At 40.9% G+C, this 17,307-nt stretch carries 1 protein-coding gene; it reads left to right on the top strand.

Features of this window, described 5'->3' with window-relative positions:
* Positions 1 to 223: 223 nt before the first annotated feature.
* On the top strand, positions 224 to 17,281 hold the full coding sequence (locus JJL45_RS05875; protein ID WP_068602654.1) for a PKD domain-containing protein: 17,058 nt from the start codon (positions 224 to 226) through the stop codon (positions 17,279 to 17,281).
* Positions 17,282 to 17,307 lie beyond the last annotated feature (26 nt).

The following is a 17,307-nucleotide window of genomic DNA, read 5'->3' as shown; positions in this document are numbered from 1 at the left end:
TTATCATATTATTTTTTCCACTAAAAACCTTTGGTTTGACTTTAAAAATCAGAAACAAGAACGTTTCTTAAACAAGAATCATTTCATTATCAAAATATTAACCTTACTCACTTATAGCACTCCATAGCCTTTTTTATAAAAATATTTGTTAAATTTATCCTAACAAAAGACATATAGGTCTGACTTTATTATTTAATCCCTCAATGCCCTTAAATTATAATACATGCAAAAAAACTACCCTAGCAGAAATTCTAAAAGAGGTACCCATGCCATTAAGTTAACATTTTTAACCTTCCTTTTAAGCTTAAGCGCCACTTTTACGTACGCACAATCATGTACTCTAAATGCTGGTCTTGACCAAACCATTTGTGCTCAAGATGTCATGCAGTTAAACGGTGAAACGCCAGACTCCTATGCTACCGCTCCTATTTGGACTCAAATATCAGGACCATCGGTAATAATTAGTGACCCCACCATAGACGATCCTATTATTACAGGGTTTACAGGAGGAAACAGTTATACCTTCGAACTTTCAGCGACTTGTTTAAATGGCGCCAATCCTAAACAAACCGTCACCATTACCGTTGAACCTGTAACTGAGGCTGATGCTGGTACAGATATCGCATCATGCCCCGATAGTTCAGGATCCCTCATTATTAGTGGAAACACGCCTGGTCCTGGTGAGGATGGCAACTGGTCGATTGTAGGAAACAATAGTGCAGGTGTTGTTATAAACCAACCCAACTCCCCTACTTCAACCATCACCTTACCTGAAGGCAGTGCCGGAACAACCACAGTAAGATGGACCATTACAGGTCCTCAATACCAACCTGGAACTTTTTGTGAATCAACTTCTGAAATTTCCATCACCAATTACGGTGGTGTTCAACCCGTTGATGCTGGTCCAGATCAAACCCTATCCAATTGCTATACAGTAAGTGAAAACACAGACTTAAACGGCTCATTTGCAGGTTCAGATCCCAATGTACAAATAGGAACTTGGACCTTTGTAAGTGGTCCATCAACGCCAACCATAGCCGATCCAAATCAAAACGACACCAATGTTAGCGGACTTATAGAAGGTGTATATGTTTTTAGATGGGACGTAAGTGGTACCTGTGTCAATGGAAGTGATACCGTAACCATTACTGTACCACCAGCAACTCAAGATGTTACTCAAGCCACCGTTGCAAACAGCAACCAACATTTTTGCGACCCCAGTGTTACAGAAACGACTTTAACAGGGTCGAATCCTAATTTTACCAACGAAACTGTTCTATGGGAACTCATACAACCGGCACCTTCTGCAGCGCCTTATATCGATATTAAAGATCCCAATAGCCCAACAACACTAGTTACTGGATTATTATCTACAGAATCTTATGAATTTAGATATACCATTATAAATAACGCAACAGGTTGTGAAACGAATGCCACGGTAAATGTTAGATATAATGCAAGTTCGGTAAGTATCGATGTAAACTCTGGAGACGATATTGTTGCTGCTTGTGGAGAAACCTCGGTTGATGTGCCTTACACCTCATCCGGAGGAACGAAAACAGAATACAGTATTATTAGCGGTCCGGCAGATTCTTCTATCTCCTTCCCTACAAATTATGAAAACACCAACGGCGCAAGCGGAACCGTTACCATAAATAATTTTGATGTACCTGGTGCTTACAAAATTAACTTTAGACGATCGACTTCTGGAAATTTAACACAAGGCTGTAATGTGGCAAATGCCGAAATTACGGTGTTTATTTCAAAACCTGCTTCAGGTTCAAGTGCTGGTTCTAACCAGGCTTTTATTTGCGGACAAGACAATGGAACTTTAGCAGGGAGTGTTACTCAACCGGGAGAAACCTCCTTTTGGTCGCAAGTTTCAGGGCCGGTAACAGCTAACATCACCGACCCTTATGCGCAAATCACAACCGTTACCGGCATGGCTAACGGTATTTACGTTTTTAGATATACTGTTTCTGGAGGCGTTGGTTGCTCTCCCGATGCGACTTCGGTAACCACCGTTTATGTATCACCTGCAGACAATGGAGTTTCCGATCCTGGTAGCTACCCCGATATTTGTGTAAATACACCTTTGCAATTGGCAGCTAACGAACCTGTAATTGTATTGGAAGGAACTTGGACTGCTTCAGACCCTAGTATTGTTTTTTCAGATATTCACGATCCTAATGCTATTGCTACAGGATTCTCATCACCAAACACAGATTATACGCTGACTTGGACCATTGAAAACAAGTATACGGACTGTGGTCCACCGGCAGTGGGTAGCGTGGTTATTTCAACAAATTCTGAAGAATCACCTTCGGCAGCTGATGCTGGTAACGACATTTGCCTTGCTTCAGGTACGACAAGCATTGCTAGCTTGGATGCTAACACGTCTAACTTAAACGAAATCGGGACTTGGTCTCAACTATCAGGGCCTTCAACAGTAACCTTTACAGATCCGAACAACCCTAAAACCGAAGTAACTGGTTTAATAGACGGACAATATGAATTTCAATGGGAAATTGCCTTCAGACCAATTGCCGCTAGCTCTTGTGCTACAACAACCACGGACACCGTAAATGTTGTTGTTGCCGATGTTGCTGCAGTAATTTCTGCTGGTCCAGATCAAAGTTTGTGTTTAGACCGCTCAAGTGTTTCTGTAACCATGAATGCTACCGATCCTGCGCCTTCAGGAGGAATTGGAACATGGAATTTAGTTTCAGGCTTAGGCGGTTATACTGTAGATGATATCAACAGTCCTACAGCAACCTTTTCAAATTTATTCGAAGGCACTTATGTTTTTGAATGGGTAGTATCTTATGGTAATTGTACCACAGCTGCAACGCCAGATCAAGTTCAAATTGAAATCGGAATCGAACCTACGCCAGCCAATATCACGAATGTCAATCAGCCTTCATGTGGCACCACGGTTTCTATTGAAGCGGATCCTGTAATAAATCCAAATACAGAAACAGGAAGTTGGACCGTCATTTCTGGTCCTAACTCGCCAAATATAGATGACCCTAGCAACAACAATATCAATGTAAGCAACTTAATTACGGGATCTTATGTATTTCGTTGGACTATAATAGGAAGCTCATCGTTATGTCCAAATTCTTTCGATGAAGTTACCGTTGATGTTTTTGAACAACTGCAACCTATTGCTAATCAAAATCTTTGTGAAGTTTCTAGTGTATTTTTAGAAGCCACTCCTGGAACCACAGGAACGTGGAGCATCGTTTCAGCTACGGAAACAGGGACCTCGAACCCAGTATCAGATTTGACCCCTTATACCCCGACGCAATCTCCAAGTGATAGTAATATTGCTAACGCCTTTGTAGATCCCGGATATACTTATGTATTTGAATATACAACGAATTACACCGGAGCTGGAAGTTCCTGTAACGCTTCTCAACAAACTACGGTAACGGTTTCCAACGGACCAAGTGAAGATGCTGATGCTGGACCAGACCAATCGATTTGTACATCTGATACTACCACAGTAACGCTTACTGCAGGAAACACAGCTATTCCTAGTGATGTAACTTCAGAATGGCGATTACTTTCTCAGCCTGGAGGCGCTACCGTTACGTTTACAACACCCGATAACAGTATCACTACAGATGCATCAGGATTAACCATTGCAGGAGTTTATGTTTTTGAGCTTAATTTCCAAAGTAATTTTTGTACAGATGATGCCGATATCGTAAGAGTCACGGTTTATGATGCCCCCGGACCAATTGATGCCGGACCAGATCAAGATTTAGCCTGTCAACAAACCACGCAACTTGATGCTACAGCTCCAACTGTAGGCATCGGTGAATGGTCGTTTGCTAATCCAAGTGATGATCCTTCCAATGGAGCAGTTGTTATTGACAGTCCGAATAACCCACAAACTACCTTATCAAACATTCCTGATGATGCTGGAAATGACGGATTAGATGATGTCTACATCCTAACTTGGACTGTTACTTCTGGTCCTCTAACCACTGGTGCCTGTGCGCCACAGTCGGATACGGTAACCCTTACTTATACAGGTACCCCGCCTTCACTGGCAGATGCAGGTCAAGACCAAGAGTACTGCGATGTTACACAATTTTACTTAAATGCTACGCCATTAACAGTTGGAACCGGGACTTGGGTACAAACTTCAGGAAATCCAACGACCATTACAGCACCAAATAATCCTAATAGTTTAGTATTAGGGCTAACTCCAGGGAATTATGAATTTACGTGGACAGCTACCGGCGGCGGATGTTCATCTTCAGACAGTATGGAGGTGCTTAATTATACCAACCCAGGAACAACCGATGCTGGACCAGACCAAACATTACCAGAATTTTCTAATGTCGTTTTAGCTGCAACAGCTCCAACAGTAGGTACAGGTGTATGGTCTCAAGTTTCTGGACCGACAACTGCCAATTTCATTGATATAAATGACCCAAACACAGAAATTACAGGAACAACTGTAGGTACATATGTTTTCGAATGGAGTATTTCTAATGGTATTTGTACGCCAGTTTCCGATCAAGTAACCATTAACATTTTAGCTAATTCAGATTTAGAACTAACCAAAACAGCATCGTCTTCAAGTGTTAATGTGGGAGATATTGTAACGTTCACGCTGTCTGTTTTTAACAATAATTTCAACACAACCAATGCAGATGCTACAGGTGTTGCTGTTCAAGATGTTTTACCTTTAGGCTACAGCTTGGTATCGGGAAGTGTTTCCAATGGTGGAACCTATGATTTAGCTTCGCAAACCATTAGTTGGACGAACCTTAACATCGTAAACGGTGCCACTTTAAACCTCACCTTTGATGCGACAGTAAATGCATCAGGATCGTATTTAAACACGGCTCAAATTACGGCCAGCGATAATTTTGATAGTGATAGTACACCTAACAACGATGATGGTGATCAAAGCGAAGATGATGAAGATAACGCACAGATTACCATTCAATCGGCAGACTTATCACTTGACAAAAGCATATCTACTGCTGTAGCTAGTGTGGGTGATAACGTTGTTTTTACATTAACGGTGACTAACTCGGGGCCTGACGAAGCTACTAACGTACAAGTTTTTGAACATATTCCTTCTGGTTACACTTATCAAAGCGACGATGCGGGAGGTAATTACAACGCTACGTCTGGTATTTGGAATGTAGGTTCAATCCCTTCAGGTGATGATAAAACCTTAAACATAACAGTTAGTGTAAATGCGCCTTCAGGAAATACGAATGCATATTTTAATACTTCAGAAATTACTGCCAGCGATCAAGCAGACCCTGATAGTACACCAAACAACGACGATGGTGATCAAAGTGAAGATGATGAAGATAATGCTGAAATCACACTTGATGTTGCCGACCTTGAACTTACAAAAACCATCGCTCCAATGTCTGGATCGGTTGGAGACACGGTAACATTTACTGTTTTAGTTGAAAACCAAGGCACAGGAAATGCTACAGGAGTTGATGTACAAGATGTTCTACCAAGTGGTTACAATTTAGTTCCTGGTTCAATTTCTAATTCGGGTGTTTACCTCGTTGGAAATAATGCTATAGAATGGGATGACTTGAGTATTGCAAACGGTCTTTCGGTTACACTAACCTACCAAGCTGTTGTAAATGATTCTGGCAATTACACCAATATCGCTCAAATTATCGCTAGTGATTTAACCGACCCTGACAGTACACCTAATAACAACATTTCTAGTGAAGACGACCAAGACGATGCGACCTTTGTTATTGAAGAAGCCGATTTAGAATTAACAAAAAACATCAGTGCTTCAAGTAGTGCTACGCCTAATATAGGTGATACTGTTACTTTCGAATTAACACTTCTTAATAATGGTCCTAACGATGTGAGCAGTGTATCGGTGGAAGATATTATACCTGCAGGTTATACGCTTTCCGCAGGAACTATTGATAATGGCGGTACCCTTATTGGCAATACCATTAATTGGAGTAATCTTAGCCTTACCAATGGTGCAAACATGATATTATCTTATGATGTTATTGTGAATAGCCCAACAGGTAGTGCTAATGCCTATACTAACACGGCTCAAATAACTTCAAGTAATTTAATTGACCCTGATAGTATACCAAATAATGATGATGGTGATCAAAGTGAAGATGATGAAACATCTTTTACCATCAATCCACAAACAGCTGATATATCAATAGATAAATCCGTTAATGATAACACGCCTAATGTAGGTGACGCGATCACTTTCACCATAAACCTTAGTAATGCAGGAACAGTTACCGCAACCAATGTATCGGTACTTGATGTACTTCCTATTGGTTATAGTAATATCGCTAATATTAGTGGAGGTGGTACAGATTCTGGAAATCAAATTACTTGGACAGGATTAACAGTACCTGTAGGAAATAATACCGCAACGCTAACTTTTGATGCGACGGTAAACGCTCCAACAGGAGCTACCAACGAATACCTTAACACGGTAGAAATTACAGCTAGCGATCAATTTGATCCAGATAGTGATCCGAGTACAAGCTTCGATATTGATGATTACAATGACGGTATTGCCGATGACGATGAAGACACCGAAAACATCAGTATTCAACAAGCCGATTTAAGCATCACAAAAACAGTAAGCAATACCAGTCCGAATGTTGGTGATACCGTAATTTACACCTTAACCGTTGTTAATGCTGGTCCGAATATTGCCACAGGTGTAGCTGTTGAAGATGTTTTACCTTCAGGTTTAACCTTAACCACAGTAAATAATGGTGGTACTCAAAGTGGTAATACAGCAACCTGGTCGAGCTTAATTATTGGTGCAAACAATGGCACACGCGTACTAAGCTATGAAGCCACAGTGAACATGCCAACAGGAACTGCTGGTGAATTTACCAATGTAGCTCAAATTACAGCAAGTAACCAATTTGACCCTGACAGTAATCCTACTACTGATGAAACGGTAGATGAAGATGGTGATGGCGATGGTTTTGATGATGACGAAGATACCGTCACTATTACACCAAACATGGCCGATTTATCTTTAACTAAAACAGTAATCAACAATAATATTACACCTTTAATAGGTGAACAAATTACCTTCGAAATTCGATTGACTAACGACGGTCCGCAAAACGCAACCGGCGTTGAAGTTGTTGATTTAATTCCTTCAGGATACAGTTATGTTTCCTATAGTTCTACGGAAGGCGTTTACAATAACACCACAGGTTTATGGTCGGTAGGCACCGTAGTAGCTTCAACAACGGAAGTGCTATTAATTGATGCTATAGTTAACGCTACGGGGACATACCTTAATACTGCGGAAGTTACAGCTTCGGATGTCGCTGATGTTGACTCAACACCTAATAATCACATCGAAAGTGAAGATGATCAGGACAGTATTACAACTACACCTGTAGTGCCTATGGCCGATTTATCCTTAGTAAAAACAGTCGCTAACGGAAATACATCACCTCAGGTAGGATCACAAATCACCTTCCAAATTGCAGTGACTAATGATGGTCCACAAGATGCCACTGGTGTTCAAGTGGTGGATTTATTACCTAGCGGATTTACTTATGTGTCCTCTGTAGCCTCCTCTGGAACCTACAATGATGTCTCTGGAATTTGGAATACGGGCTCTGTATTAAATGGTACAACCGAAACACTTTCTATTATTGTTACTGTAAACACCACAGGTGATTACATCAATATTGCTGAAGTAAGCGCTTCCGACCTGTTAGACCCAGATTCAACTCCTGGAAATGATGATGGCGATCAGAGTGAAGATGATGAGGATAATATCATCATCACTCCTGTTCAAAACATGGCGGATTTATCATTAACTAAAACGGTAGCAAACGGAAATACATCGCCTTTAGTTGGCTCTCAAATTGTTTTCCAAATTGCAGTGACTAACGATGGACCACAAAACGCAACTGGTGTCGAAGTTACCGATGTATTACCTAGCGGATTTACATTTGTTTCAGCCATTACCACTTCAGGAACTTACAATAACACAACAGGTGTTTGGAACACAGGTTTAGTTAATACTGGAACCAGTGAAACCTTAACCATTTTAGCCGTGGTTAATGCTACTGGCGATTACCTAAATATTGCTGAAGTTACCGCTTCAGATATTGCCGATCCAGATTCAACACCTGGAAATGGTATTGACACCGAAGACGACCAAGATAGCGTCCTCATCACACCAGTTGAAGTGGTAGCCGATTTATCACTTACTAAAACCGTGGTTAATGGTAATACATCACCAATACAAGGTACCATAGTAAGTTTCCTTATTACAGTCAACAATTCGGGGCCTCAAGATGCAACCGGTGTAGAAGTTACCGATTTACTACCTTCGGGTTACGAGTTTGATACCTTCAGTACCTCATCAGGAACTTACGACATGACTACAGGAATTTGGACATTAGGCAGTATTGCCAACGGTGATTCCGAAACCTTATTGATTGATGCTCGCGTAAAACCTTCTGGAGTCTATTTAAATACTGCCGAAATAACTGCTTCAAATCAAGTTGATAGCGATTCAACGCCAGGTAACAATATTGCTTTAGAAGACGATCAAGACAGTATTTTATTAACTCCTACAGTTGCTTTAGCCGACTTGTCTCTAACTAAAGAAGTTGTTAATGGTATTTCATCACCGTTAATCGGATCGCAAGTGACCTTCCAGATTACGGTTTCTAACGACGGTCCGAATCCTGCGACTGGTGTAGAGGTTACAGACCTACTGCCTTCTGGATTTAGTTATGTACAATTTAACTCAACTTCAGGAACCTATAACCCCACAACGGGATTATGGATTGTAGGCCCTATAGCCAATGGCAACGCACAAACCTTATTAATCGACGCTACTGTTAATGCACCTACTGGAGCTACAGATGAGTACTTTAATGTCGCTGAAGTTTCCGCAAGCAGTATTAATGACCCTGATTCTGTTCCTGGAAATGATGATGGCGATCAAAGTGAAGATGATGAAGATAGTGTACGCTTAACCCCTGTTTCTGCTGTTGCCGATTTATCACTTACCAAAACAGTAGTCAATGGCAACACCACCCCTATCGTAGGATCACAAATCACCTTCGAAATCGTTGTTACTAATGACGGTCCGAATCCTGCTACAGGAGTAGAAGTGACCGATATCCTGCCTTCTGGTTTTAACTATGTTGTTTTTAGTGCCACTTCAGGAACCTATAACCCGGCTACGGGATTATGGATAGTGGGTGCTATTGCTAACGGCAACTCCCAAACGCTTTTAATTGATGCTTTCGTGAACCCACCTTCAGGAACTGCTAATGAATATTTAAACATTGCTCAAGTTTCTGCTTCAGATATAGCCGACAGCGATTCGACACCTGGAAATGATGACGGGGATCAAAGTGAAGATGATGAAGATAGTGTACTTATAACACCAACCGATATCATAGCCGATTTATCACTTTCAAAAACCGTTGTCAATAATAATACAAGTCCGAATGTAGGTGATCAAATTACTTTCGAAATCACAGTTTCTAATGACGGACCAAATATTGCTACTGGTGTTGAAGTTACAGACATACTTCCTTCAGGATTTAGTTATAACCGATACAGTTCTACGTCAGGAACCTACGATCCAACTACGGGATTATGGACTACCGGAATCATAGCTAGTGGCGGTTCACAAACTTTACTGATTGATGCCACTGTAAACCGACCAACCGGGGCAGCTAACGAATTCCTAAACATTGCTGAAGTTTCAGCTAGTAATGTTAGAGACTCCGACTCTACTCCTGGAAACGACGACGGTGATCAAAGTGAAGATGACGAAGATAATGTGTTAGTAACACCTCTGCCAGAGATTGCAGACCTCTCCGTAACTAAAACGGTTACTACGGGTAACACGTCACCTCAAGTAGGGTCACAAATTACATTCCAAGTCACTTTAACAAACGACGGACCTAGTGATGCTAGCGGTGTTGAAGTCACCGATTTACTGCCTTCTGGTTTTAATTATATTTCATACAGCTCCTCTAAAGGACTTTACGACCAGAATACAGGAATATGGAATCCTGGAACCGTAACCAATGGATCTACTGAAATCCTACTTATTGATGTTTTAGTAAACCAAACAGGGAACTTCGAAAACATCGTAGAAGTAACAGCTTCCGATATTACAGATCCGGATTCAACACCTGGAAACGGTATTGATACGGAAGATGATTATGATAGTGTAACTATTACGCCAGTAACTATTAATGCTGATTTATCTCTTACGAAAACAGTTGCTGGTAATAATTTGACTCCGCTTGTTGGAACAGAGATCACTTTCCAAATTGCTGTGACCAATGATGGTCCGCAAGATGCGACTGGGGTTGCTGTAACGGACTTATTACCTGATGGATTTACTTATGTGTCTTCTATCATTTCTTCAGGAACTTATGATGAGACTAGTGGAATATGGAATACAGGAACGGTTATAAATGGTGCCACGGAAACACTTTCTATCGTAGCAACTGTAAACCCAACTGGTGATTACACCAACATTGCAGAAGTATCGGCTTCTGATATTGCTGATGCAGATTCTACGCCTGGTAATGGAGTTGATACTGAAGATGATTATGATAGTGTAACTATTACACCTGTTACTATAAATGCTGATTTATCACTTACCAAAACGGTTGCTGGAGGAAATACCTCACCGCTTGTTGGTTCTCAAATCACCTTCCAAATTGCCGTGACCAATGATGGTCCACAAGATGCGACGGGCGTTGCTGTGACTGATTTGTTACCTAGCGGATTTACTTATGTATCGTCAATCATTTCTTCGGGAACTTATGATGAGACTAGCGGTATTTGGAATACAGGTATCGTAAATAATGGTGCTACGGAAACTTTATCGATTGTAGCCATCGTAAACCCAACTGGTGATTACACAAACATCGCTGAAGTATCTGCTTCCGATATTGCTGATGCAGATTCGACACCTGGTAATGGTATTGACACTGAAGATGACTATGATAGCGTGACTATTACGCCGGTGATTATCAATGCTGATTTATCACTTACGAAAACCGTGTCTGGTGGAAATACTTCTCCGCTTGTTGGTTCACAAATTACTTTCCAAATTGCAGTGACCAATGATGGTCCGCAAGATGCCACGGGTGTTGCTGTAACGGACTTATTACCTAGCGGATTTACTTATGTGTCTTCTATAATTTCTTCAGGAACTTATGATGAAACTAGTGGACTTTGGAATACAGGAACGGTTATAAATGGTGCTACCGAAACACTTTCTATCGTAGCCATTGTTAACCCAATTGGTGATTATACCAACATCGCTGAAGTATCGGCTTCGGATATTGCGGACTCTGATTCTACGCCTGGAAATGGTGATGTAACGGAAGATGATTATGATAGTGTAACCATTACGCCTGTCACTATCAATGCTGATTTATCTCTTACGAAAACAGTTGCTGGTGGAAATACCTCGCCGCTTGTTGGTTCGCAAATCACTTTCCAAATTGCAGTGACCAATGATGGTCCACAAGATGCCACGGGTGTTGCTGTAACGGACTTATTACCTAGCGGATTTACTTATGTGTCTTCTATAATTTCTTCAGGAACTTATGATGAAACTAGTGGTATTTGGAATACAGGAACTGTGATTAACGGTGCTACAGAAACTTTATCGATCGTAGCCATCGTAAACCCAACTGGTGATTATACCAACATCGCTGAAGTATCGGCTTCCGATATTGCTGACGCGGATTCAACACCTGGTAATGGAGTTGACACAGAAGATGATTATGATAGCGTAACTATTACGCCTGTAACTATAAATGCTGATTTATCTTTAACTAAAACAGTTGCTGGTAATAATATGACTCCGCTTGTTGGAACAGAGATCACTTTCCAAATTGCTGTGACTAATGATGGTCCGCAGGATGCGACGGGGGTTGCAGTGACGGATTTATTACCTTCTGGATTTACTTATGTGTCTTCTATAATTTCTTCAGGAACTTATGATGAGACTAGTGGTATTTGGAACACAGGAACGGTTATAAATGGTGCTACGGAAACTTTATCTATTGTAGCTACTGTAAATCCAACTGGTGATTATACAAACATCGCTGAAGTATCGGCTTCCGATATTGCTGACTCTGATTCTACGCCTGGTAATGGCGATGCAACGGAAGATGATTATGATAGCGTGACCATTACGCCTGTCACCATTAATGCTGATTTATCACTTACTAAAACAGTTGCTGGTAATAATTTGACTCCGCTTGTTGGAACAGAGATTACTTTCCAAATTGCAGTGACTAATGATGGTCCGCAAGATGCGACGGGTGTTGCAGTAACGGATTTATTACCTGATGGATTTACTTATGTATCATCAATCATTTCTTCGGGAACTTATGATGAAACTAGTGGAGTTTGGAACACAGGAACTGTGATTAACGGTGCTACGGAAACACTTTCTATTGTCGCTATTGTAAACCCAACTGGGGATTATACCAACATCGCTGAAGTATCGGCTTCGGATATTGCTGATGCGGATTCGACGCCTGGTAATAGTGATCCGACGGAAGATGATTATGATAGTGTAACTATTACGCCAGTAACTATAAATGCTGATTTATCACTTACAAAAGCCGTAGCCGGAGGAAACACCTCGCCGCTTGTTGGTGCACAAATCACTTTCCAAATTGCAGTGACCAATGATGGTCCGCAAGATGCGACGGGAGTAGCTGTAACTGATTTGTTACCTAGCGGATTTACTTATGTATCATCTATCATTTCTTCGGGAACTTATGATGAAACTAGTGGAATCTGGAACACGGGAACTGTGATTAACGGTGCTACCGAAACACTTTCTATCGTAGCCATCGTAAACCCAACTGGTGATTACACCAACATCGCTGAAGTATCGGCTTCTGATATTGCTGACGCGGATTCTACGCCTGGTAATGGAGTTGATACTGAAGATGATTATGACAGCGTGACTATTACGCCTGTCACGATTAATGCTGATTTATCACTTACTAAAACAGTTGCTGGTAATAATTTGACTCCGCTTGTTGGAACAGAAATCACTTTCCAAATTGCCGTGACTAATGATGGTCCGCAAGATGCGACTGGCGTTGCAGTGACTGATTTATTACCTAGCGGATTTACTTATGTATCGTCAATCATTTCTTCAGGAACTTATGATGAAACGACGGGAATCTGGAATACAGGTATCGTCAATAATGGTGCTACGGAAACACTTTCTATCGTAGCCATCGTAAACCCAACTGGTGATTATACCAACATTGCTGAAGTATCGGCTTCTGATATTGCTGATGCGGATTCTACACCTGGTAACGGAGTTGATACTGAAGATGATTATGATAGTGTAACCATTACGCCTGTCACGATCAATGCCGATTTATCTTTAACCAAAACCGTGGCCGGTGGAAACACCTCGCCACTTGTCGGTTCACAAATCACTTTCCAAATTGCAGTGACCAATGATGGTCCGCAAGATGCGACTGGTGTTGCAGTAACGGATTTATTACCTACCGGATTTACTTATGTATCATCTATCATTTCTTCAGGAACTTATAATGAAACTAGTGGAGTTTGGAATACGGGAACTGTGATTAATGGTGCAACAGAAACCTTATCGATCGTAGCTACTGTAAACCCAACTGGTGATTACACAAACATCGCTGAAGTATCGGCTTCCGATATTGCTGACTCTGATTCGACGCCTAATAATGGTGATCCGACAGAAGATGATTATGATAGCGTAATTATTACGCCGGTTACTATAAATGCTGATTTATCACTTACAAAAACCGTTGCTGGTGGAAATACTTCTCCGCTTGTTGGAACAGAGATCACTTTCCAAATTGCTGTGACTAATGATGGTCCGCAAGATGCAACGGGCGTTGCCGTAACGGACTTATTACCGAGCGGATTTACTTATGTGTCTTCTATCATTTCTTCGGGAACTTATGATGAAACTAGCGGCATTTGGAATACGGGAACGGTTATAAATGGTGCTACAGAAACACTTTCTATCGTAGCCATCGTAAACCCAACTGGTGATTATGTAAACATCGCTGAAGTATCGGCTTCGGATATTGCTGATGCGGATTCGACACCTGGTAATGGTGATGCGACGGAAGATGATTATGACAGTGTAACCATTACGCCGGTAACTATAAATGCTGATTTATCTTTAACTAAAACAGTTGCTGGCGGAAACACATCACCGCTTGTTGGAACAGAAATCACTTTCCAAATTGCAGTGACTAATGATGGTCCGCAAGATGCGACTGGGGTTGCAGTGACTGATTTATTACCGAGCGGATTTACTTATGTGTCATCTATCATTTCTTCGGGAACTTATGATGATACGACGGGAATCTGGAACACGGGAACGGTGATTAATGGTGCTACGGAAACACTTTCTATTGTAGCCATCGTAAACCCAACTGGTGATTACACCAACATTGCAGAAGTATCGGCTTCTGATATTGCTGACGCGGATTCTACGCCTGGTAATGGTGATCCGACAGAAGATGATTATGATATCGTAACTATTACACCAGTAACTATAAATGCCGATTTATCACTTACAAAAACCGTAGTAGATGGTAACACAACGCCTTTAGCTGGAACACAAATTACCTTCCAAATTACGGTGACCAATGACGGTCCGCAGGATGCAACAGGGGTTGAAGTGACTGATTTACTTCCTAGTGGTTTTGATTTTGAAAACTTCAGTACGTCTTCTGGTTCTTATAATGCATCAACCGGAATTTGGAACTTAGGACATATCGCCAATGGCGCTTCAGAAAGTTTATTAATTGATGTTAGAGTTAATACTTCGGGAGACTATTTAAATATAGCAGAGATTACACATTCTGATATCGCAGATTCAGATTCTACACCTGGAAATGGCATCGATACAGAAGACGATCAAGATAGTATTCTTATAACACCGGTTATCGCCATGGCCGATTTAACTTTAACAAAAGAAGTTGTTGGAGGTAACACATCGCCATTAATTGGTTCACAAATCACTTTCCAAATTACGGTGACCAATGATGGACCAAACCTTGCTACTGGTGTTGAAGTGACCGATTTATTACCTAGCGGTTTCGACTATGTGCTGTTCAATTCCACTTCAGGAACTTATAATCAAGCCACAGGATTATGGTCTATTGGAGTTATCGCAAGCGGACGCTCACAAACCTTACTTATCGATGCCCGCGTTAATGCCCCTACTGGAGCAACAAACGAGCATTTAAATATCGCCGAAGTTTCCGCAAGCAACATGAACGACCCAGATTCAAGTCCTGGAAACGACGACGGTGACCAAAGTGAGGATGATGAGGATAGTGTATTAATTACGCCTATTGATAGAGTTGCCGATTTATCACTTTCTAAAACCGTAGTTAATAATAACACCTCCCCTATTGTAGGTTCTCAAATAACCTTTGAGATTGTTGTTAGTAACGACGGACCTAACATTGCTACCGGCGTGGAAGTGACCGATTTATTACCTTCTGGTTTTGACTATGTTCGATTTAGTGCCACTTCAGGAACCTATAATCAGTCAACTGGATTATGGACTGTAGGAGCAATTGCTACTGGCAGCTCACAAACTTTATTAATTGATGCTAGAGTAAATACACCTACTGGAACCAACAATGAATTTTTCAATGTGGCCCAAGTCACAGCTTCAGATGTTATAGATAGTGATTCTACTCCTGATAATGACGATGGCGATCAAAGTGAAGATGATGAAGACGCTGTACTTGTTACGCCTGTGGATATCGTTTCAGATTTATCACTTTCTAAAACTGTTGTTAATAACAACACGACGCCGAATGTTGGTGACCAAATTACCTTTGAAATCACTGTTTCTAACGACGGGCCAAACATAGCTACTGGGGTTGAAGTAACCGACTTACTCCCTTCTGGATTTAACTATGTTCTGTACAGCTCGACTTCGGGGACATACAATCCTACCACAGGATTGTGGACTGTGGGCATTATTGCCAACGGAGGGTCGCAAACGCTATTAATCAGTGCGGTTGTAAATACCCCAACAGGTACGACTAACGAGTACTTTAATGTTGCTCAAGTTACAGCTTCGGATCATAGAGACCCTGATTCTACGCCTGATAATGACGATGGCGATCAAAGTGAGGACGATGAGGATTCTATTTTAATCATGGCAGCATCAGCCGATTTAAGTTTAGTGAAATCAGTAAATAACTTAAATGCCAATGTTGATGAAACCATTGTTTTCTCATTACAGATTAATAACGACGGACCGAGCCCAGCAACAGGAGTTGCTGTTCAAGATATTTTACCTGTAGGTTACCGCGATATTTCAAATATTTCTAACGGCGGAACCATGATTAACAACATCATTAACTGGTCGAATTTAGATGTGCCTTTAAGCGGGTTAACCTTAACTTTTGAAGCTACGGTGAATATGCCAAGTTTAGTAGATGGCGAATACCTCAACATCGCACAAATCACAGCAAGTGATCAATTCGATATTGATAGTACGCCAAACAATGATGATGGCGATCAAAGTGAAGATGATGAGTCCAATGTAAGTATCAATGTTCCAATGACAGATATTGAGGTGCAAAAATCAGTTAGTATAGATACGCCTAATATTGGTGATGATATCATATTTACCATCACAGCTACTAACCTTGGAAATATTGATGCTACTACAGTAGAAATTATGGACATTCTGCCAATGGGTTATCAGTATGAAAGTCATACAGTTTCCTCGGGAACTTATGATCATACTTCAGGGTCTTGGTTAATCCCTACCGTGGTAACAGGAACCTCAGAAACATTAAACATCACCGTGAGTGTTAAAGATGTTAATGATTATGTAAATATTGCCTCGCTTGAATTCTTAGATCAAATTGATTCTAACGATAGCAACAATACAGGTGAAGCCACTATTTCACCGTCTTGTTTAACTATTTACAACGAATTTTCACCAAATGGAAATGGTAAAAATGAATTTTTCCATATCGATTGTATTTCTAACTACCCAGATAATGCGTTAGAGATTTACAACAGATGGGGGAACTTAGTCTATAGTAAAAAAGGTTACGACAACACGTTTAATGGTGAGTCGAACGGACAATCGGTTTTCAAAAATGGTGAAGAGTTACCAGCAGGAACGTACTATTACATTCTTGATCTAGGTGATGGTTCAGAAAGAAAAGCGGGATGGTTATACTTAGCGCGATAATATTTACAAAACTTAAAAAGGGATAA

The sequence above is a fragment of the Tamlana sp. s12 genome (assembly GCF_016767215.1).
Classification (GTDB): Bacteria; Bacteroidota; Bacteroidia; order Flavobacteriales; family Flavobacteriaceae; genus Pseudotamlana; species Pseudotamlana agarivorans.
The sequence above is the reverse complement of the archived record's forward strand: the minus strand, read 5'-3'. Positions and strand labels throughout refer to the sequence as shown.

Bases quoted from the DNA above. Each gene is read 5' to 3' on its own strand.
- JJL45_RS05875 (WP_068602654.1), top strand. From the start codon at position 224: ATGCAAAAAAACTACCCTAGCAGAAATTCTAAAAGAGGTACCCATGCC.